This window comes from Nocardia sp. NPDC047038 (assembly GCF_040644075.1).
GTDB classification, from domain to species: Bacteria; Actinomycetota; Actinomycetes; order Mycobacteriales; family Mycobacteriaceae; genus Nocardia; species Nocardia sichangensis.
The window spans coordinates 39,367-59,279 of the sequence record NZ_JBEYVQ010000013.1 but is presented as its reverse complement, the minus strand read 5'-3'; the positions used below and the strand labels follow the sequence as shown (position 1 = coordinate 59,279).

Here is a 19,913-nt window from a genome sequence, read left to right as displayed (position 1 = left end):
TGGTGCGCGAAACGCACCACCGCGGCACTCCTTACAGTTCGGGCAACTCGTAGTCGCCGACCCGCGTGCTGAGCACCCGCAGATGCTCGAGGCCACTACCGAGGGTGCGCTCGATCGCGGTCAGCCGGGCCACGTAATGGCTCACCGGGTACTCCGCCGTGACGCCGATGCCACCGTGCATCTGGATCGCCTCCTGCCCGATGTGACGTGCCGCGCGGCCGACCTGCAGCCGTGCGCGCGACGCGATCACCGGATCGTCGGCCCCGTCCGCCAGCGACGCCGTGGCGTACAGGCTCATGCTGCGCGCCAGTTCCAGCGAGACGTACATGTTGGCCGCTCGCTGTGTGAGCGTCTGGAACTTCGACAGCGTGACACCGAACTGCTTGCGCTGCTTGAGGTAGTCGGTGGTCAGTCGCAACGCCTCTTCCATCGCGCCGACCGACTCCGCGCACAGGCTCGCCTGCGCGTGGGTCAGCACCGACTCGATGGCCTCGGTCGCGTCCGCCGCGCCGAGCCGCTCGGCGGGCGCGTCGGTCAGCTCGACCTGCGCGCCGCGCTGGCCGTCCACCGTGCGGTAGGACTTGCGGACCACACCCGTCGCGTCCGGCGCGACCAGGAACAGACCGACGCCACCCTCGGGCAGCGCGGCGCTGACCACGAGTTCGTCGGCGCTGTCGCCGTGCGCGACGGGGTTCTTCACGCCGGTCAGCGTGTACGAATCGCCCTGCGCCGTGGCGGTGGTCGCCAGTTCCGCGGCCGGCCAGCGCACCCCGGGCTCGGCATGGGCGAAGGCCAGCAGCTTCGCACCCGAGGCCACCTCGGGCAGGATCCGCTGCCGCTGTTCGGCGCTGCCCGCCGCGGCGACCAGGCCACCGGGCACCAGCACCGCGTCCAGGATCGGTTCCGGCGCGAGCCTGCGGCCCACCTCCTCGAGCACGACCATGGTCTCCACGGGACCGGCGCCGACGCCGCCGTCCTCCTCGGTGAAACTCAGGCCGAGCACGCCCAGTTCGGCGAGCTGACGCCACACGTCGCGGCTCCAGCCCAGTTCGGAGTCCACCACCTTCAGCCGTGATTCGGCGTCGTAGTTGCGCGCGAGCAGGTCACGGACCGTGTCGCGGAGCATGACCTGTTCATCGGTGAGATCGAAATCCATGGTTGCGCCTCACAATCCGAGGATCGTGGAGGCGATGATGGTGCGCTGCACCTCGCTGGAGCCTCCGTAGATGGTTGTCTTGCGGTAGTTCAGGTAGGAGGGGCCGCTGCGCTGCGCCCAGCCGGGCGAGGCGATGTCGTCCGCGCCCACCGGGATGGCGTCCGGTCCGGCGATGTCCAGCAGCAGCTCGGTGGCGGCCTGCTGGAGTTCCGAACCGCGCAGCTTCAGCACCGAAGAGGCCGGATTCGGCTTGCCGTCGGAGGAGTTGGAGACCACCCGCAACTGGGTGAGCTCCAGCGCGAGCAGCTCGTTCTCCAGTTCCGCGATCCGCGCCGCGAACACCGGGTCCTCCAGCAGCGTGCCGTTGCCCGACTTGATCTTCGCCGCGTACTGCTTCGCCACGCCGATCTTGACCTTGGTGCGGCCGACGCCGGTGATTCCGGTGCGCTCGTTGCCGAGCAGGAACTTCGCGTAGGTCCAGCCCATGTTCTCCGCGCCGACCAGCTGATCGGCGGGTACCCGGACGTTCTCGAAGAAGACCTCGTTCACTTCGTACCCGCCGTCGATCAGCTTGATCGGGCGGATGGTGACACCGGGCGACTTCACGTCGAACAGCAGGAAGGAGATGCCCGCCTGCTTCTTCGCCGCGCTCGGGTCGGTGCGCACCAGGCAGAAGATCCAGTCCGCGTACTGGGCCAGCGTGGTCCAGATCTTCTGGCCGTTGACGATGTAGGAATCACCGTCGCGGACCGCCGTCGTGCGCAGCGACGCCAGGTCGGAGCCCGCGTCCGGCTCGGAGAAGCCCTGGCACCACCAGATGTCCAGTGCCGCGGTGGGCGGCAGGAAACGCTCCTTCAACTCCTGCGAGCCGAAGTGGGCGATCACCGGGCCGACCATCTGCGCGTTGAACGTCAGCGGCTCCGGCACCGAGGCCAGCTGCATCTCGTCCTGCCAGATGTGGCGCTGCATCGGCGTCCAATCCTTGCCGCCCCACTCCACGGGCCAATTGGGCACCGCGAGGCCGTGGTCGTTGAGGATCTTGTGCGCGGTGACGATGTCGTCGCGGGTCAGCTCACGGCCGTCCCGGACGCGCTCGCGAATGTCGGCCGGGATCTCGGTCCGATAGAACTTGCGCAGTTCGTCGCGGAAGGCGACGTCGTCTGGGGACAAGGATAGTTTCATACGCATCTCCCTGCGTGTCTCGTACGTCCGAGTCCAAACTACCCCCCGGTAATCCTGACCTGTCGACTGGATCACAGGTGCGGGACACACTCGCCGTTCGCGGCATCGGATTCCGCGCAGCTCCCCGGGACGGCGACCGGCGCGAGCTGGTACGTTGCTGCAGGTGGGCCGGGGGCCCACAGGGTTCGGTATCGAGGAGAACGAGTGAACGGCAGGACCATCGCACGCGCCGCGGCCGCCGCGGCATCCCTCGGCATCGGCGCGGTTCTCACCTTCTCCGCGCCCGCCACCGCCGAGCAGACCCAGGCGCCGGTGGACACCGGCCTGGCGCATCTGACCGACATCGCGGGGGCCGACCCGTCCGCACAGGAGGGCATCGCCGCGCTCACGCGCTACGCGGGCTTGATCGACGCCGCGCACCTGCGCGAGGTCTCCAGCGTGTTCACCCCGTTCTCCTACGCCGCGCCCACCTTCGGCTGCGGCAGCAACGGCCCGATCACCACGACCATCGCCGCCGCGACGACCGAGGGGACCGGCAACGGCCGTGACCTGAACGTGGAGCCCGGCGAGCTGCGGTTCAGCGCGACTCCTTCGCACTCCGGCGCTCCCCTGGCCTCCGGGCTCGTGGTCGCCTGGGTGAACGTGAACACCGGCGCCAGCGGCATCGACCCGCTCGACGACGTGACCGAGTACCGCCAGCCCACGCTGTCCAAGACGGTCCGCAGCGGTCCCGGCACCGTGCTCGCTTCGATGTGGGGCATCATCGACTACCCGTTCGCCCACTGTGTGATGACTCCCACCGTGGGACTTTTCACGGTGCCGGACAACCCGCCCCCGCCGCCTTCGGCTCCTGCGCCCAACCCCGCCCCTGCTCAGCCCGCGCCGAGCGGCTCCGGCGGCGAACCCACCCCGTAGCAACGTTTCGTCGCTGACGTCGGCCGACCGTCGTGCCCGGCCCCGACCGTCCGAGGCCCGGCCGCTCGATGCGACCGCGCCGTCGCGTCGGTAATCGAACGGCCAGGATGGCCCGATCCGCCGCATGGACTCCCGCCACCCGTCGAGCAACCGGGCACCGGCTGCTCCGCGCATCGCCGAACCGACCGCGTGCGGGGCAGGTGCCGCTCCCTATCGGACGGCGGCGAAGAACGCGCGGATGTCGGCGACGTGCGCGTCCGGGCGTTCCATCGCGATGAAATGGTTGCCCGTGTTGCCCTCCGGCCAGTGCACGATGGTGTTGTCGCGCTCGGCGAGCCGCCGCATCAGCGCGGAGCCGCCGCCGTACGTGCCGGTCGGCACCGCTTTCTGTCCTTTCGGCCAGGTGAACCCGCCGTCGCCGAGGCCGTTGTACATCGGCCAGGACGACGAGGCCGCCGTGCCGGTGAACCAGTACAGGCTGACGTTGGTCAGCAGCTGATCGCGGCTGATCACGTCCTCCACCCGGTCGGCGAGCGGGGCGAACTCGGTGAACTTCTGCATCAACCAGGCGAGCAGGCCCACCGGTGAATCGGTCCACGCGTGGGCGAAGGTCTGCGGGGCGGGGCGCAGCAGGACGTGGTGGTCCACGCCGCCGGTCATCCACTGCTGCATGAGGTCCCACTCGGCACGCTCGTCCGGCGTCATGGTGGGCACGTCCGCTTCGGTGGGCATCCCGATCCCGCCGTCGAGGTGCACGCCGATCACCCGGTCCGGCGCGGCGATGGCGAGTTCCGGCGCGACGTAGGCGCCGAGATCGCCACCCTGTGCGCCGAAGCGCCGGTAACCGAGCCGATCCAGCAGGGTCAGCCACATCCCGGCCACTTTCGCCGGTGTCATGCCTGGCTCGCGCGGCCCGTCGGAGAAGCCGAAGCCCGGCACCGAGGGCACCACGACGTGGAAGGCCTGCGCGGGATCGAGTCCGTGCGCACGCGGATCGGCGAGCGGGCCGATGGTCCCCGCGAATTCGGCGAACGAGTTCGGCCAGCCATGGGTGAGGATCAGCGGCGTCGCGTCCGGTTCCGGCGAACGCACATGCAGGAAGTGCACGTCCAGCCCCTCGATGCGCGTCTTGAACTGCGGGAACTCGTTCAGCGCCGCTTCCTGTGCCCGCCAGTCGAATCCGGTCCGCCAGTACTCGGCCAGCTCGCGCAGATAGTCGACCGGCACGCCGCGATCCCAGCCCGTGCCCGGCAGCTGGGCGGCCCAACGGGTGCGAGCGAGCCGATCGTGCAGGTCGTCCAGGTCGGACTGCGGAATCTCGATGCGGAACGGGCGAATGGCGGTGGTCATCGGTACGCCTCCTCGGCGGTCGGTGCTGCGGTACAGCGATGACGTTAAGCAGCATCTAGGACCGAACATGTCCTAGATTTTCGGCATCATCTGATTCGTGAACGACACTCCCGCCCGACTGCTTCGCCTGCTGTCGCTGCTCCAGACGCCACGGGAATGGCCGGGCAGCGAATTGGCCGAACGCCTCGGTGTCACCGACCGCACGGTGCGCCGCGACATCGATCGGCTGCGCGAACTCGGCTATCCGGTGACCGCGACGCTCGGCGCTGCGGGCGGATACCGCCTCGCGGCGGGCACGGCGATGCCGCCGCTGCTGGTCGAGGACGACGAGGCCGTCGCCATCGCGGTCGGGTTGCGTGCCGCCGCCGGGTCCGCGGTGGCCGGGATCGAGGAGGCGTCGGTCCGGGCGCTGGCCAAGGTGGAGCAGGTGCTGCCCGCGAAGTTGCGACGCAGGGTGCGGGTACTCGCCGTCGCGCTGACCCCGCCCACCGCCGACGGGCCCACGGCCGACCCCGAGGTGCTCGCCACGCTCGCGGCGACCGTGACCAACCGGGAGCGGGTGCGTTTCGCCTACCGCGACGAGGCGGGCGCCGAGACCAGGCGCAACACCGAGCCGGTCGGCCTCGTGCCCGCCCGGCGGCGCTGGTATCTGGTCGGCTACGACCTCGATCGGGCCGGCTGGCGGGTCTACCGCGTCGACCGGATCGACCGTCCGCAGCCCACCGCCGCCCGCTTCTCGCCGCGTGCGCTACCCGCCGCCGATGCCGCCGCCTACGTCGCGGGCCGCCGCACCGACTGGGGCACACCGTCCTTCCGGCTCCGAGTGACCATCCACACCTCCGCCGACCGTGTCACGGGGCGGCTGGGTGAAAGCCCCGGCGATGTCGTCGCGATCGAACCGGACACCTGCCGGATCGACGCCCGGCGCGACGACGCGCCGGAATGGTTGGCTCACCGGCTGCTTGCACTGGGAGCGGACTTCGAAGTCCACGAGCCCCCGGAACTCATCGCCCATCTGCGGGCCATCGCTGACCGAGCCGAGCGCGCGATCAACCCGCAGCACGGCCCTGTGACCTGAGGCCGCGGGTTTCCCGCTTGCCGATGACAGCATCACCGGCAAATTGCGCAAGCAAGCGTAATCAAAACACCTGCCTGACAACATATTTCACCTCGCAGCGATGTGTGGACCGCGCGTTCGGTGCTGGCTCGTGGACACGCGGTCCTCCTGGTCCCGCGGCGAGATGCCCGCGCGGCCGGATCGCCGGGCACACCGACACGGTGCCGCCGATCAACGTGGAGATGGACGCCGCTTCACTCCCCTTTGCGCGCCGACGAACCGGGACAGCGCCGAAGCTGGTGATCCCGACGACGGCGGCTCGGCCTCAGCGAGAGAGCTGGATTCGGAGGAGAGCGCCGGATTCCGTGCTCGCCGTCAATTCGTCCGGACGGCCGGGGACGGCGGCGACCGCGGTGAGCGGCTGGCCGTTGAGCACGGCGCAGGTGACGCCGGTGGTCGGATCGACGCGGATCAATTGGCCGGTGAGGGTGGTGACGTAGAGGATGCCGCTCGGATCGGCCAGAAGATCGTCGGCGAAATCCGGGAGACCGGCCAGTTGCGAGGACAGGTCGGCGACGGTGCTGCGGGACGCGGGCGCGTCGAGCGGGACGCGAACGATCCGGCCGAGCGGGCCGCCGTTGGCGGTCACGTAGAGCACGCCGTCGTGCACGACCGCGCCGTTGGCGGCCAGTCCGGCCAGCGGCGCCGCCCACTCGGTGTCGAGCGAGGCGTCGGGACGGACCTTGATCACGCCGGAGAGGGTGGCGACGTACAGGTTGCCGCTCGGGTCGAACGCCGCGCCGTTGGGCATCGTGAACCCGGAGACGAAGACCTCCGGCTTCGGCACGGCCGCCGCCGGATCGAATCGGAGCACGCCGCCGGGACGGACGACGCTGACCGGCGCGTCACCGTAGACCACGTACAGCAGTCCGTCGGGACCGAGCCGCACCGCGCCGGGGAACTCCACCGGAACAGTCGCCGTGAGATTGCCGGCGGGGTCGTAACGCTGCACCTCATTGCGGTAGAGCCGCGATACCCACAGATTGCCCTGCGCGTCGTAGCCCAGGTTCTCCGCCCAGTCGAGCACCGGCACTCGCGCCGCGACGGCCGTGACCGCCACCGCGGGGTCGCAGGCGGCGATGGATGGCGCGGCGCCCGCGCTCGGCGCGAGCACTCCGGTGAGGGCCAGCGCCACGGCGGACATGAGGAAGGCGCCTCGACGGCGGAGAGTTCGCAACGCGGGCACCTCGGGCTCCGGTAGGTATGAGTCGCCGCGGATCTTAACCGTTTCCGGCGCGGAATCGCGCGGTCCCACCCGCGACACGATCTTTGGCACTATCGGTGGATGCCATTCTTCGACGGCGCGCGCGGCCGGATGCACTATCGGCGGTGGCCGATCGAACACCCGCGTTACACCGTGGTCCTGCTGCCCGGAATCGGCCAGCACAGCGGCCACTACCACCGCTTCGCGCGCGGTCTGCGCCCCGCCGGTGAGGTATGGGCGCTGGACACCGCCGGGCACGGGTTGAGCGAGGGCGATCCGGAACGGCCCGGCACGCTCGCCGAGCTGGTGGCGGACGCGGTGCGGCTGGTCGAGCTGGCTCGCGGCGACCGGCCGCTGATCCTGATGGGCCACTCGCTCGGCGCGGTGACCGCGCTGAGCATGCTCGGGGCCGCCGTGCCGGAGTCGGCCGATGCCGCAACGGGTTCGACGGTGCTGGACCGGAACTATCCACTGCGCCCCGCCCTGCCCTCGGACGCGCTGGCGGGCCTGGTGCTGTCGGGCGTCCCGAAACGCGCGCTGGGCGGCGGGGCGCCGGGCGCGCCGGGAACGCCCCTGCCGCAGCGTCTTCCGGTGCTCGCGGTGCACGGCGTGGACGACCGGCGCGCGCCGATCGATGCGATCAGGGTCTGGACTAGCCGCCACGAATCGGTAGATTTACGGGAGTACATCGACGCCGGGCACGACCTGCTGCACGAGCCGGTGCACGCGCGGGTCACTGCCGACATCGCGGATTGGATGCAGGGTGTCGTCGTGGGGTTGGCACGACATCCGTAACCGCACTTCGGACGAGGAAGGGGGACGGCGCAGATGCCATCGCAAGAGAACGGGTTCGGCGGAGAGCCGCTCGCGGAAGTCACCGCACCCGGCGTCGACATCGCCGCGCTGAACCGAGCGGTCGACGACGGCTCGCTGTGGATCGACGGCCTCCTGGTCGCCGACGGCGCGCACGAACGGTGCGCGCGCCAGTACGAGTTGCTCGCCGATCGGGTCGACGAGCAGATCCGCATCCTGAGCGCCGCCACCGCGTTGCCCGGCTTCGGCGGATTCGCCTCCGGCGACGCGCTGCGCGCCGGTTTCGAGCGCAAGGCCGACGGCGCGATCACCCGGCTGAACGAATACGCCGCCGCCGCGCGAGAACTCGCCCAGACCTTCCGCGCCGCGGCCGCCGTCTACCAGCAGGCCGACGAGGCGCTCGCGCAGGCGGTCGAACGGGTCGACGTGACGGGAGCCGCGCATGCGTGAGATGCCGCGCGCCGGGCAGCGGGCCACCCACCGGCGCACCGATCCCGCCTACGCGCCGAACGTCGAGGTGTTCGACAACCTCACCCACGACGAGATCCACGCAAAGGTCCAGTTGCTGAACCCGGCCGTCCTCGCGGGCGGCGAGCAGGCGTGGAGCGACGCGGCAGCGCACCTGGCCGACGCGGTCTTCCAGGCGCACACCGAGATCCGCGCGGCCATCGCCGACGGCTGGCGCGGCTCCGCCGCCAAGAGCGCGGACGCGGTGGTGCGCGTATTCGAACAGAGCGGCCAAGACCTGGCCGACGTGTTCGCGGTCGTCTCGCAGCGCCTCGGACAGGCGAGCGACGCGGCGGAGGCGCTGCGCGCCGCGGTGACCGAGCCGTCCACCGGCGCACCGGATCTGGGGGCGGCACTGCTCGATCCGTCCCGGGCGACCAGCAATGTCGATGGGCAGAAGGCGAGCGAGCATGCCCGTCAGGACGTCGTGCGCGCGATGAACGACATCTACGCGGGGGTTTTCGTGCGCACCGGCACCGACGTGCCCGCGTTCCCCGACGAATCGGATCAATCGGCCGCCCCGGCTCCCACCGCCGCGCCGACGAGCAAGATCGTCGGGACAACCCAGGTCGCACCCGACGCGCAGCCCACTTCGCTCGGGACGCACGCGCCGAAACCGATCCACACGGTGGAGCAGAGCGTCTCGGCGACGTCCACCGATTCGACACCCGCCGACGAGACGCCCGCCACGTCCGCCGCCGCTGCCGCCGTGCCGACGACCGGCACCGCGGTCGCGGACGAGACACCGGCCCCGGCCGCGCCACGAGTCGCACCCGCCGCCACGGCGGCGCTCTCGACGGTTGCGGCCGCCTCCGTTCTCCGCACCGCGCCCCCCACCGGATCGCCGGGTCCGGCGACCGCGCCCGCCTCGGCGACGAGCGAGCCGACGACGCTGCCCGCCGTGCCCGGCGTCGGCGGCCAGGTTCCGTCCGAAGAGCAGCGCAAGCGCGACGAGCGGCGAAAGCACGACGACAGCTCCGACGCGGCGGTCACCGGTCTAGGCGCCGGAGCGATGGGTGGCCTGATGGGTGGTGCGGTGGCCGCCGTCGACACCCCGCGCGGCGGTTCGAGTGTGGCCGCGAACGCCGCGAGCGCACGCTTGGCGCCGATCGATGACGAGGACGACGAGTTCGACCTCGATGATCTCCCCACGTTCCTCGAGCCCTCCGACGACGGCGGCGAACTCATCGGGTCGCTCGATCCGACCACGCCGCCTGTGCTCGGCGAATGGACCGAGTACGAGTGAACTGGACGCTGACCCCGGATCAGTTCGCGCTGGCCTGGTCACGCACCGATGGGGATCGCATTCCCTATCCACTCGCCGTGCGCCTTTCGGCGCGCGACACCGCGGAACGCACCGCGCAGCTTCCCGCGCTCGACCGCTGGTGCGCTCAGGTGCTGGACGCGGATCTGGAAGCGGCGCTGCGCATCCTCGCCCAGCCGGACCTGCGCGTCGAGGTGTTCGGTCAACGTGACGCGGCGCCAGAACCGCCGTCGCGCGAGAACGGTGGACTACGCCCACCGGCGATCGACACCGGGCGGCAATCCGCGGCGCGGCCGATCCGTATCCTCGGCGCCGCCGCCGGGAACATCGCGGTAGTCGCCGCGCAACGCCCCGGTGCGACGCCCGATCGCGGCGGCGACGTGCGATTGTTCGCGGGCAGCTCGAAAACCCTGTGCCCGCGGATCGTCTCGATGCTCCCGGAGAACAATCCCGGCATGCTGCCGCGCCTGACCGCTCCCCTGTCCCAGGTCGGCGAGGACAGCCGCAACCTGGTCACCGTTCCGGTCGCGGGCCCGTCTATTCCGTCCCGGATCCGCAAGCTGCTCCGGCAGCCGCGTGAAGGTATCGGCCAGATGGTCGTCTCCGCGCGCCGCGGCGTGGGCGAACCGCGCCCGTTCGGCGTGCTGTGCTGGATCGACGTGGTCGCCGACGGCCGATACGCGGTGCGCACCGGCACGGACGTCGACATCGTCGCGGTGACCGCCGAGCGTTTGGCCGCCCAGCTGCGACCGCTCGTCGCCGCGGCCGCGCGCACCTCCACGGCCTACGCCGGGCGCTGAGCGGCGCGCAGACCCGACGCGAGTCCGACCCCGGCCCGGCACACCGACCGGCCGCGACGATCGGGGCGCGCCACCCTGTCCGCATCGGATCCGTCGCTGAGCCACGCGGCGGATGCCTGACACCGCTCCGGTTGGCGCTACGGGACCATTTACGGTGTTCGAGTGCCACTCTACGAATTCGAAGGCAAACGTCCGCAGGTCGACCCGACCGCGTTCGTCGCGCCGACGGCGACCCTGATCGGCGACGTCCGGGTCGAGGCGGGCGCCTCGATCTGGTACGGCGCGGTGCTGCGCGCGGATCTGGCGCCGATCGTCATCCGGGAACGCGCCAACATCCAGGACAACGCGGTGCTGCACGTGCCGCCGGATGTGCCGATGGAGATCGGGCCCGGCGCGACGATCGCGCACAGCGTGGTGTTCCACGGCGCCGCGGTCGGCGCCGAGGCCATCGTCGGCAACGGGACCACGGTGCTGGACCTGGCCAAGATCGGGGCGGGCAGCATGATCGCCGCCCACTCGCTGGTGCCACCGGGGGCGGAGATCCCCGACGGCGTGCTCGCCGCCGGTTCTCCCGCCGAGGTGAAACGGCCGATCGAAGGCACCCAGGCGCAGATGTGGGTGCGGCTCAACCCGGGCTTCTACGCGGACCTGGCGCAGCGCCACCGCACGGGCATCACCGAGGTCTGATCAGCACAGCAGCGCGGTGACCTCCGCGTCCTCGAGCTGGTGGAAATCGCGGTAGGCGCCGCCGACGCCGCCGAGCGAGCGCGGCACCCACGGGCAGACCGCCTCGTCGGCCTCGTCGGTGACCCGGCGCATCGCCTCGGTCGAGGAGACGGGGACGGCGGCGACGACGCGCGCGGGCCGGTGCAGGCGCGCGACCCGGCAGGCGGCCACGACCGTGGCGCCGGTCGCCATACCGTCGTCGACGATCACCACCGTGCGACCCGTCAGCGGGATCGGCCGCGACGCACCGCGCAGCACCTGCCTGCGCCGCTCCAGCTCGGCCCGCTCCCGCGCCTCGATCGAGTCGACCTTCTTGGGCGTTATCCCGGTGTGCGCCAATACATCCTGATTGAGCACCCGGACCCCGTCCTCCCCGATGGCGCCCAGCGCCAGCTCGGGCTGCCACGGCACACCCAGCTTGCGGACCAGCAGGATGTCGAGGTCACCGCCGATCACCGCACGCACCGCGGCGGCCACCGGAACTCCACCGCGCGGCAGCCCGAGCACCAACGGGTCCGACGCGCGTAGGTGTTCCAGATGCGCACCCAGCGCGTGACCGGCTGAGGTCCGATCGGTGTAGACCATCGATTCCGAACGCTACTCCGGTCCACGCTCGGTGATCGCGAATCGACGCAAGGCAAGACTCGGGTTCGCCGTGCGCACCTTGCTCAGGTACGCCAGGTCGATTCCGGCGGTCAGCACGCCCGGTTCGTCGCCGAGTTCGGCGAGCACCGCGCCGGCCGGGTCCACGATCATGGACGCGCCCGCGCCCCGGGGAGCGGCCTGGTCGGCGGCCGCGACGTAGACGGTGTTCTCGATCGCCCGCGCCCGCACCAGCGTGGTCCACTGGTCGACTTTGCCCGGTCCCGGGATCCACTGGGCAGGCAGCAGCAGCACCTGCGCGCCCGCCGCGGCGACCCGGCGCACGCCCTCCGGGAAGCGCAGATCGAAACAGGTCTGCATGCCGAATGTGATATCGCCGACGGTGAAGGTGGCGGGCGCCTCGATCGCGCCCGGCTCGACCACATCGGATTCGAGGTGGCCGAAGGCGTCGTACAGGTGCACCTTCCGGTACCTGGTGACGAGGGAACCGTCGGGGCCGAGCACGACGAGGGTGTTGCGAATCCGGTCGCCGCCTGGCGCGACCTGTTCCACCGTTCCGGCGACCAGGAACACGCCGAACTCGCGGGCGATCGAGCCGAGGCCGGTGACGAACGGGCCGGTCAGCGGCTCGGCGACGGCGACGACCCGCTCATCGAGCCGGGTCACGGCGAACATCGAGTATTCCGGTGCGACGACCACGCGCGCGCCCCGTTCGCGCGCCGTGCGCACGTGTTCGCGCACCGCGGCCAGGTTCTCCGCGGGGGCGGTCGAAGGGGCGAACTGGACGACCGCCACGTCCAGCTGATCCGGCGTCTCATCCCGATGCGCGGGCGAGTTGTCCAGTTGCATAGATCTCACCGTATTGGGGCGGTGGCCGGGACGACCAGCAGGAGGCAGTAAACTGCTGCTCAATGAGCACCAATCAGGTCGACAGCGTTCCTGGCGACGACGACAGGGACATTGACGGCCCGTCCTTCGCCGATCTGGGTATCGATGACCGCATTCTGGCGGCCATCGCCGATGTCGGTTACGAATCGCCCTCGCCGATCCAGGCCGCGACGATTCCCCCGTTGCTCTCCGGCGCCGACGTCGTCGGTCTCGCGCAGACCGGCACCGGCAAGACCGCCGCGTTCGCCATCCCGATCTTGATGGGGCTCGAGGCCACCGGTCGCAGCCCCCGCGCCCTCGTGCTCGCACCGACCCGTGAACTCGCGATCCAGGTCGCCGAGGCGTTCGGCCGCTACGCCGCGCACATTCCCGGCCTGCACGTGCTGCCCATCTACGGCGGGCAGAGCTACGGCGTGCAGCTGTCGGGGTTGCGCCGCGGCGCGCACGTCGTGGTCGGCACGCCGGGCCGGGTGATCGATCACCTGGAGAAGGGCACGCTCGACCTGTCGCAGCTGCAGTATCTGGTGCTCGACGAGGCCGACGAGATGCTGAAGATGGGCTTCCAGGAGGACGTCGAGCGCATCCTCGCCGATACGCCCTCCGACAAGCAGGTGGCGCTGTTCTCCGCGACCATGCCCGCCGCGATCCGCAAGATCTCCAAGCAGTACCTGCACGATCCGGTGGAGATCACGGTCAAGGCGAAGACCTCGACGGCCACCAACATCACCCAGCGCTGGGTGCTGGTGTCGCACCAGCGCAAACTGGACGCGCTCACCCGGGTGCTCGAGGTCGAGTCGTTCGAGGCGATGATCATCTTCGTCCGCACCAAGCAGGCCACCGAGGAACTCGCCGAGAAGCTGCGCGCGAGAGGGTTCTCCGCGGCGGCGATCAACGGCGACATCGCGCAGAACCAGCGCGAGCGCACCATCGGCCAGCTCAAGTCCGGCGCGCTGGACATCCTGGTCGCCACCGACGTGGCCGCGCGCGGGCTGGACGTGGACCGCATCTCGCACGTGGTCAACTACGACATCCCGCACGACACCGAGTCCTACGTGCACCGTATCGGCCGCACCGGACGGGCCGGGCGCAGCGGCGAGGCGCTGCTGTTCGTCGCGCCGCGCGAGCGGCATCTGCTCAAGGCGATCGAGCGGGCCACCCGCCACCCGCTCACCGAGATGCAGCTGCCGAGCGTGGAGGACGTCAACGCCCAGCGCGTCGCCAAGTTCGGCGACGCCATCACCGAGAACCTCACCTCGTCGAATCTCCCGCTGTTCCGCAAGCTGATCGAGGATTACGAGCGCGAGCACAACATCCCGCTGGCCGACATCGCCGCGGCGCTGGCGGTGGGCTCCTACGACGGCGACAACTTCTTCATGGAGCCCGAGCCGGAGCCGGTGGAGCGCCCGCAACGCGACCGGACTCCGCGCGAACGTCCCGCTCGCCGCTTCGACGAGGACCGGCAGAGCGCCTCGCACCACCGTGCCACCGGAACCGAGCTGGCGACCTACCGGATCAGTGTGGGCAAGCGGCATCGCGTGGTGCCCGGCGCCATCGTCGGCGCCATCGCCAACGAAGGCGGCCTGCGCCGCAGCGACTTCGGGCACATCAGCATCCGCCCCGACCACAGCCTGGTGGAACTGCCCGCGCAGCTGCCGGATGAAACGCTGGAAGCGTTGCGGCGCACACGGATCAGTGGCGTGCTCATTCAGCTGCAACTGGATCAGGGTGCGCCGCAGCATCGCACGTTCAGCCGCGGCCAGCGCCGGGAGCGCGAGGGCGGCAAGCGGCCGGAGCGCCGTAAGCCGCGTTCCTGAGCCGGGCAGGGTACGTCGAGGTCAGACGCGCTAGCTACAGTGTTGCGGTCCGTGTGTAATTCGGCGCACGCCTGCAGCGGGTGTCCCGCGAAGACACAGGAGGGCCGCGTTTGTTCGTGTTCGGTGATCGTGTCGTCTGCACCGCCGTCGATCTCGTCCGCGCGGCGCACTGCGAGTTCGCCCTGCTGCGCGCCCTCGACGCCGAACTCGGCACCATCCCGGCCGACCCCGGCAGCGCCGTATCGGGGTACGAACCCGCTCCGGGAACCGATGACGTCCGTCGACGCCTGCTCGACGACTACCGCGCGCGGTTCGGCGGCGCGGTGGTCGAGATCGACCGCCCTCCGGACGAACCGGGCGAACCCGGCCGCCATGTCGCGGCGTTGACCGTCGCGCACGCCGACACGGTCGCCGCGCTGCGCTCCGGCGCGCACGTGGTGCACGGCGCGACCTTCTTCGACGGCCGATTCCATTGCTCCGCCGACTTTCTGGTGCGAGCCGAACATCGGGTCCGCTACACCGTGCACGGCATCGCGTCCACGACCGCCGATCGGGTGGCCGCCGCGCTCGAACTGGCCGCCTGCGCCGAGGCACTCGACCATTCGGGCGCGCTCACCGCGCCGCTGGTCCGGCTGCATCTCGGCACGGAGAGCAGCGCCGGAGCGCTGAGCGAGCTGCTTCCGCTGTATCGGGCGCGCAGGAGCCGGGTGGAGCGCATCGTGGACGAGAAGCTCGGCGAACTGCTGCCCGTGCAGTGGGGCGATCCTCGTTATCTCGCCTGCGGCCGCTGCCGCACCTGTGTCGATGCCCTCTCCGCCGCGCGCGACCTGCTGCTCGTGGCCGGCATGCCGCCCGCCGCCCGCGCCCGGCTGCGCGAAGCGGGGGTGAACACCATCGATCGGCTGGCCACCACCGAGAGCTCGGTGCCCGGCGTGCCGCCGCGCACCGTTTCCGCGCTGCGCCGCCAGGCGGAAACCCAGCTGCGCCGCGAAGTTTCGGGCGAGCCGACCTACGCGGTGCTCGACGCGACCGTGCTCGGGGCGCTGCCCGCGCCTTCGCCCGGCGATCTCTCGCTCACCGTCTCGGGCGGCGGACGGACTCCGCTCGTCGTCGAGGTCGGCGGCCCGGACACGGTGCACCTCTCGTTGCGCGGACCGAGCGGTTCGAGCGAGCCCGGCCGCGCCGCGGCCGCCGAACGCCGCGTGCTCGAGCAGGTGCTCGATTACCTGACCCAGCGCCGCCGGATCGATCCGGATCTGCACGTCTACCACTACTCCGCGGCGGTGCGGACGGCACTGCTGCGCTGCACCGGACGGCACGGGGTCAACGAGGAACTGGTAGACGAACTGCTGCGCGAGGGCGTTCTGGTCGATCTGTATCCGATCGTCCGCGGCGCGCTGCTCGTCGGCGAGTCCTCCTACCGGCTCGGCGGCCTGCGCCGACTGCTTCCCGGTGTGACCGATCCGGCTGCCGCGGAACACGATTGCCACACGGTGCTGCGGTTGCGCGACTGGCTGCTCGATCGCGCGGCCGAGCAACGCATCGCCACCCGGACCCGGACTCCGGACGCGCGGTCCACCTCAGCGGTCGCCGGAGAGCCCGCACCGCCGTCGTCCCGGCCGTCGTCGCTGGAGGCCGCGCTCGCGGAATACGCCGCCGCGCAGGGCGATCCGCTGCATCCGGCCGCGTTGATGGCCGCGACGCTCGGCTACCACCGGCGCGAGCGGCAGCCGCTGTGGTGGGCGCACGCCGACCGGCTCAGTCATCCGGTGGAGGAATGGGCGCAGGCCCCGGGAGTGCTGGTCGCCGACTGGGGCACCGTCGACACCAAGTGGCATCGCCGCCCCGACCGCCCGGGGATGCGGCGCTATCTCACCCTGACCGGACGGATCGGCACCGGTTCCAGCGGCGCCCCCGGCCCGAGCGCGCTGACCCCGGGTACCGCCGTCTACACCTTCTACGATCAACCGATGCCGGCCGGCATGGTGACCGATGCGGGGCAGCGGGCGACCGCTACCGCGACGGTGCTCGGCTGCTCGGTGGACGCCGAATTCGACGACACCGTCCGGCTGGAGGAATCGCTGCCGGAGGGCTGCGAACCCTACGACGAACTGCCCTCGGCGATCGCGCCGGGCCTGCCGGACTGGGATGAGAACGCCGAACTGGCGATCGAACTCGCGGCGCAGCAATTGCTGATGACCTTGCCGGAAACGCCGCGTACGGCCGTGTTCGACATCCTCGCGCGCCGCCCGCCCCGGCTGCACGGCGACGTCCGGTTGCCCGAGGTGCACGGCGACTACGCCGCGGCGATCACCGCCGCGCTGTGCGCTCTGGATCACTCCTACGTCGCGGTGCAGGGTCCGTCGGGCACCGGGAAGACCGCGACCGCGGCCCGGGTGCTGGAGCGGCTGATCACTCGGAACAAGTGGCGGATCGGCATCCTCGCGCAAACACCCGCCACCGTGGAGAACCTGCTCGACGCGGTGGTGCGGGCGGGTGTGCTGCCGGAACTGGTCGCCAAGAAGGACGCGGCGACCGTCGCACCGGAGTGGGTGGTGATCGACGCCGTCCGCTACCCGCGATTCCTGGACAACGCGATCAGCGGCTGCGTCCTCGGCGGCGAACCGGCCGATTTCGCGAACGATGATCTGGTGCCCCGCGCGGGCCTCGACCTGCTCGTGATCGCCGACGCGGGCCGCTTCCCGCTGGCCGAGACGGTGTCCGTCGCGGAGTGCGCGCGCAATCTGTTGCTGCTCGGCGATCCGGTGGCGTCCACCGCGCGCGGCGCGCATCCGGCCCCGGTCGGCGAATCGGTGCTCGGCTGGCTGGCGGACGGACGCCAGACCTTGCCCACCGAGCGCGGCTACTTCCTGGACCGCACCTGGCGGATGCACCCGGCGGTGTGCGAACCCGTCTCCCGCCTGTACTACGACGGCCGCCTGCGCGCCAGCGAGACGGTCACCCTGGCCCGGAAACTGCACGGCGAGGACCCCGGGGTGGACACCGTCCTGGTGGACCACTACGGCAACGCCACCGAGTCGCCCGCGGAAGCGCGCGAAGTGGTGCGCCGGGTCCGCGCGCTGCTCGGCATGTCATGGACCAGCGGCGCGACCACGCGCAGGCTGCACCCCCACGACATCTTCGTGGTCGCTCCGTACGCCGCTCAGGTGGGACGCATCCGGACGCTGCTGGCCCGCGCGAAGATCGAGGACGTCCTGGTGGGCACGCCGGATCGCTTCCGCGGCCGGGAGGCGGCGGTGGTGCTGCTGTCCATGACCACCTCCTCCCCCGCCGACGCTCCCTACGGCATGCCGTCGCTGCTGTCGCGCGGGCTGATCCACGCGCTGTGCCGGGCCATGTGGAAGGCGATCGTCATACGCTCGCCGCTGCTCACCGAATACCTGCCCGCGAACCCCGACGAACTCGCCGATCTGGGCGCGTTCCTGCGGCTGACCGGCGCGGGTCAGCCGAAGCAGGCGCCCTCGCCTCGATAGGTCGGCGCGCTGACGCGGGAGCCGTCCTCGTCGACCAGATGCACGGTGCCGAATCGCTCGCACAGTTCACCGGCCTTCGCGTGCCGGAACCACACCCGGTCGCCGATCCGCAGTTCCGCGGCGCCGGACAGCGGGGTCTGCACTTCGCCAGCGCCCTCGGTGCCGATCAACTTCAACCCGCGCGGCCACACCGGTTTCGGCACCCGGGACCGCCCTGCGGGGCCGGAGGCGATGTACCCGCCCGCGAAGACGGTGGCGATGTCGGTGGCGGGACGCCGCAGCACGGGCATCGCGAAATACAGCGACGGTCTCGGCGTGAAGGACCGGTAGCCGTCGAACAACGTCGGCACGTACAGCCCGGACCCGGCCGTCACTTCGGTGACGTCCGGATCGGCGACGCTGACCTCGATGGATCCGCTGCCGCCGCTGTTGACGATCTCGAGTTCGCCGGTCACCGACCGGACCGCGGCGAGCACCTCGGCCCTGCGCTTGCGGATCTCCGCCGCGGACGCCCGCTTCACAAGGCGCACCGCGAGATTGGCGTCCGGGAGCCCCGCGATCTGCGCCTCGTACGTCATCACGCCCACCACGTCGAAGCCTCGCCGCCGGGCCTCGCCCGCTAGCGTGGCCGCTTGCTGCGGCGTGCGAACAGGGGAACGCCGCACGCCCAGGTGCAGCGGGCCGATCCGCAGGGAGGCGTCCACGTCGAGGCAGACACGTGGCCGCACGCGATCGGAGCCGACGGCGGCGCGGATCAGGTCGAGTTGCGCGGCGTCGTCGATCATCAGCGTGATGGAGCGCAGCGTGATGTCGTCGGCCGCCAGTTCGGCCAGCGCGGCGCGGTCCACGCTCGGATAGCCGAGCAGGACATCGCGCGCCCCGTGGCGCACGAGCCAGAGCGCCTCGCGCAAGGAATAGGACATGATGCCCGCGAAGCCGCCCGCCGCGGTGAGATCGGCGCCGAGGACTTCGGCGAGCACGGCACGGCAGCGCACGGATTTGCTGGCCACCCGCACCGGTGTGCCACCGGCTCGCCGCACCAGATCGGCGGCGTTCGCGCGCAGGGTGGACAGGTCGAGGGCGGCCAGCGGCGGGTCGAGTTCGGCGGTGGCCGCATGCAGCCCCGCGATCGGCGACGTCTCGGTCACCCGGACAACTCAACCACCAAGTTGGTCAAACGTCCAGTATTTGTCAGAGCTCCGCGGCCTTGGCGGCCAGCCCGCTGACCATCTCGTCGAGCACCACCAGCATGGTCTCGTCGTTGCAGTCGGCCAGCCAGCGCAGCACCGTGCCCTGCACGATCGACACGACATTGCAGGCGATCGCCTCCACCGGCTCCAGCCACTGGGTTCCGGACAACTCGGCACACATCTCCAGGAACGCGGTGACTTCCGCGTCCTTCTCCTGATAGAACTCCGTGGCGATCGGATCGGGGAAGCAGTCGGCCTTGACCGCCCAGCGGGCGCGCAGCGCCTGCAGGGTCATCTCATACGACCTGATCTGCTTCTCCGGCGTGGCCTTGACCAGCGGCCAGTAGGCGCTGACTCCCGCGTGCAGCAGCACGCGCAGCGCGCGGAGGCCTTTGTAGTCGACCGTGGCCGCCGCCGCTTCGACCGCCTCGATGACGGCGGGTCGTAGCCGGATTTCTGTTATCACTTCTCCACGTGCGCTCAACGACGACTCCCTCTCGGCGAAAGAACTCACGCACCTGCGTCGGCGCGACTCGCTGAACAGGGCGGGCAACATCGGGAAACACCTGGGCTGCCCGGTCCAACATTCACCAATGGTAGAGCGTTTCCGGGGTTTGAGAACGGGTTCGATGGGTAATTTCAGACTGAAAGAATGTTTTGTTACCCAACCGCGATCGGTATGCGATCGGGCCGTGTCACCCGGAAATCACGCTATGACGGTGGATCTCGGCGGTGCTCGGCCACTCGGCAGACCGTTGACAACGGTACGGTCCTGGTGCCGAGCAGCCCAAATCCTGTGGCGAATCCCACAGTGGAACCTCTCAAAACGGTCAGCTTATCGTGGGAGGTTCGATCCGCTACCGACACCTGTTCGTTCCGCGCTGCGGATA

General features: G+C 70.7%; 17 protein-coding genes. 9 read left to right on the top strand and 8 right to left on the bottom strand.

Translation table 11 applies throughout. The features are described 5' to 3' along the window. Positions 1-31: 31 nt before the first annotated feature. Both ABZ824_RS30650 and ABZ824_RS30645 read right to left on the bottom strand, forming a co-directional pair. Positions 32-1,156, bottom strand: a complete 1,125-nt coding sequence (locus tag ABZ824_RS30650) for an acyl-CoA dehydrogenase family protein (RefSeq protein ID WP_356967254.1) — start codon at positions 1,154-1,156, stop codon at positions 32-34. 9 nt (positions 1,157-1,165) lie between these two features. Beyond that, positions 1,166-2,338, bottom strand: coding sequence for an acyl-CoA dehydrogenase family protein (locus ABZ824_RS30645; protein ID WP_355077254.1), 1,173 nt, complete (start codon positions 2,336-2,338; stop codon positions 1,166-1,168). A gap of 204 nt (positions 2,339-2,542) precedes the next feature. Between ABZ824_RS30645 and ABZ824_RS30640 the strand changes: the two genes are divergently transcribed. Continuing rightward, positions 2,543-3,253, top strand: coding sequence for a hypothetical protein (locus ABZ824_RS30640; protein WP_356967253.1), 711 nt, complete (start codon positions 2,543-2,545; stop codon positions 3,251-3,253). 210 nt (positions 3,254-3,463) lie between these two features. On the opposite strand, the gene ABZ824_RS30635 is transcribed toward ABZ824_RS30640, so the two are convergent. Continuing rightward, a complete protein-coding gene (locus tag ABZ824_RS30635) occupies positions 3,464-4,603 on the bottom strand; it encodes an epoxide hydrolase family protein (RefSeq protein ID WP_356967251.1) in 1,140 nt (379 codons plus the stop codon). Between the two features lie 97 nt (positions 4,604-4,700). Between ABZ824_RS30635 and ABZ824_RS30630 the strand changes: the two genes are divergently transcribed. Further along, positions 4,701-5,681: a YafY family protein gene (locus ABZ824_RS30630; protein ID WP_356967249.1), complete on the top strand. Its 981-nt coding sequence runs from the start codon at positions 4,701-4,703 to the stop codon at positions 5,679-5,681. Between the two features lie 304 nt (positions 5,682-5,985). Here the strand turns inward: ABZ824_RS30630 and ABZ824_RS30625 are convergent, their stop codons facing one another. Continuing rightward, a complete protein-coding gene (locus ABZ824_RS30625; protein ID WP_356967247.1) occupies positions 5,986-6,864 on the bottom strand; it encodes a hypothetical protein in 879 nt (292 codons plus the stop codon). 141 nt (positions 6,865-7,005) lie between these two features. Here ABZ824_RS30625 and ABZ824_RS30620 point away from each other — a divergent pair, with 141 nt between their 5' ends. The 5 genes from ABZ824_RS30620 to ABZ824_RS30600 all read left to right on the top strand — a co-directional run bounded on the left by ABZ824_RS30620 (position 7,006) and on the right by ABZ824_RS30600 (position 10,995). Further along, positions 7,006-7,719: an alpha/beta fold hydrolase gene (locus ABZ824_RS30620; RefSeq protein WP_356967246.1), complete on the top strand. Its 714-nt coding sequence runs from the start codon at positions 7,006-7,008 to the stop codon at positions 7,717-7,719. Between the two features lie 33 nt (positions 7,720-7,752). After that, positions 7,753-8,187 (top strand): hypothetical protein, encoded by a 435-nt coding sequence (locus ABZ824_RS30615; protein WP_356967244.1) that lies wholly within the window; start codon positions 7,753-7,755, stop codon positions 8,185-8,187. Beyond that, positions 8,180-9,490 carry a hypothetical protein gene (locus tag ABZ824_RS30610; RefSeq protein WP_356967242.1) on the top strand — a complete coding sequence of 437 codons (1,311 nt, stop codon included), beginning with the start codon at positions 8,180-8,182 and terminating at the stop codon, positions 9,488-9,490. Before ABZ824_RS30615 ends, ABZ824_RS30610 begins: the two co-directional genes overlap by 8 nt. Further along, positions 9,472-10,308, top strand: a complete 837-nt coding sequence (locus ABZ824_RS30605) for an ESX secretion-associated protein EspG (RefSeq protein ID WP_356967240.1) — start codon at positions 9,472-9,474, stop codon at positions 10,306-10,308. The genes ABZ824_RS30610 and ABZ824_RS30605 overlap by 19 nt, the downstream gene beginning before the upstream one ends. Positions 10,309-10,470: 162 nt before the next feature. After that, positions 10,471-10,995, top strand: coding sequence for a gamma carbonic anhydrase family protein (locus ABZ824_RS30600; protein WP_356967238.1), 525 nt, complete (start codon positions 10,471-10,473; stop codon positions 10,993-10,995). Here ABZ824_RS30600 and ABZ824_RS30595 read toward each other — a convergent pair whose 3' ends face one another. Both ABZ824_RS30595 and ABZ824_RS30590 read right to left on the bottom strand, forming a co-directional pair. Beyond that, positions 10,996-11,619, bottom strand: a complete 624-nt coding sequence (locus tag ABZ824_RS30595; protein WP_355077273.1) for a phosphoribosyltransferase family protein — start codon at positions 11,617-11,619, stop codon at positions 10,996-10,998. It abuts the gene before it with no gap. Between the two features lie 12 nt (positions 11,620-11,631). Then, positions 11,632-12,486, bottom strand: coding sequence for a carbon-nitrogen hydrolase family protein (locus tag ABZ824_RS30590; protein ID WP_356967236.1), 855 nt, complete (start codon positions 12,484-12,486; stop codon positions 11,632-11,634). Positions 12,487-12,548: 62 nt separating this feature from the next. Between ABZ824_RS30590 and ABZ824_RS30585 the strand changes: the two genes are divergently transcribed. Further along, complete coding sequence (locus ABZ824_RS30585) at positions 12,549-14,339, top strand: DEAD/DEAH box helicase (RefSeq protein ID WP_356967234.1); 1,791 nt, start codon at positions 12,549-12,551, stop codon at positions 14,337-14,339. A 116-nt stretch (positions 14,340-14,455) separates the two neighbouring features. Then, a complete protein-coding gene (locus ABZ824_RS30580; protein WP_356967232.1) occupies positions 14,456-17,833 on the top strand; it encodes an AAA domain-containing protein in 3,378 nt (1,125 codons plus the stop codon). Here the strand turns inward: ABZ824_RS30580 and ABZ824_RS30575 are convergent. Next, positions 17,803-18,981 (bottom strand): amino acid deaminase/aldolase, encoded by a 1,179-nt coding sequence (locus tag ABZ824_RS30575; protein WP_356967230.1) that lies wholly within the window; start codon positions 18,979-18,981, stop codon positions 17,803-17,805. The two genes, ABZ824_RS30580 and ABZ824_RS30575, sit on opposite strands and share 31 nt — an antisense overlap. Positions 18,982-19,024: 43 nt before the next feature. Next, positions 19,025-19,507 carry a TetR family transcriptional regulator gene (locus tag ABZ824_RS30570; RefSeq protein WP_356967229.1) on the bottom strand — a complete coding sequence of 161 codons (483 nt, stop codon included), beginning with the start codon at positions 19,505-19,507 and terminating at the stop codon, positions 19,025-19,027. Positions 19,508-19,913: the final 406 nt, after the last annotated feature.

Excerpts from the sequence above, each read along its gene's own strand:
- ABZ824_RS30650 (WP_356967254.1), bottom strand. The coding sequence starts at position 1,156 with ATGGATTTCGATCTCACCGATGAACAGGTCATGCTCCGCGACACGGTC.
- ABZ824_RS30645 (WP_355077254.1), bottom strand. The coding sequence starts at position 2,338 with ATGAAACTATCCTTGTCCCCAGACGACGTCGCCTTCCGCGACGAACTG.
- ABZ824_RS30635 (WP_356967251.1), bottom strand. The coding sequence starts at position 4,603 with ATGACCACCGCCATTCGCCCGTTCCGCATCGAGATTCCGCAGTCCGAC.
- ABZ824_RS30625 (WP_356967247.1), bottom strand. The coding sequence starts at position 6,864 with ATGTCCGCCGTGGCGCTGGCCCTCACCGGAGTGCTCGCGCCGAGCGCG.
- ABZ824_RS30620 (WP_356967246.1), top strand. The coding sequence starts at position 7,006 with ATGCCATTCTTCGACGGCGCGCGCGGCCGGATGCACTATCGGCGGTGG.
- ABZ824_RS30615 (WP_356967244.1), top strand. The coding sequence starts at position 7,753 with ATGCCATCGCAAGAGAACGGGTTCGGCGGAGAGCCGCTCGCGGAAGTC.
- ABZ824_RS30610 (WP_356967242.1), top strand. The coding sequence starts at position 8,180 with ATGCGTGAGATGCCGCGCGCCGGGCAGCGGGCCACCCACCGGCGCACC.
- ABZ824_RS30605 (WP_356967240.1), top strand. The coding sequence starts at position 9,472 with ATGGACCGAGTACGAGTGAACTGGACGCTGACCCCGGATCAGTTCGCG.
- ABZ824_RS30595 (WP_355077273.1), bottom strand. The coding sequence starts at position 11,619 with ATGGTCTACACCGATCGGACCTCAGCCGGTCACGCGCTGGGTGCGCAT.
- ABZ824_RS30590 (WP_356967236.1), bottom strand. The coding sequence starts at position 12,486 with ATGCAACTGGACAACTCGCCCGCGCATCGGGATGAGACGCCGGATCAG.
- ABZ824_RS30585 (WP_356967234.1), top strand. The coding sequence starts at position 12,549 with ATGAGCACCAATCAGGTCGACAGCGTTCCTGGCGACGACGACAGGGAC.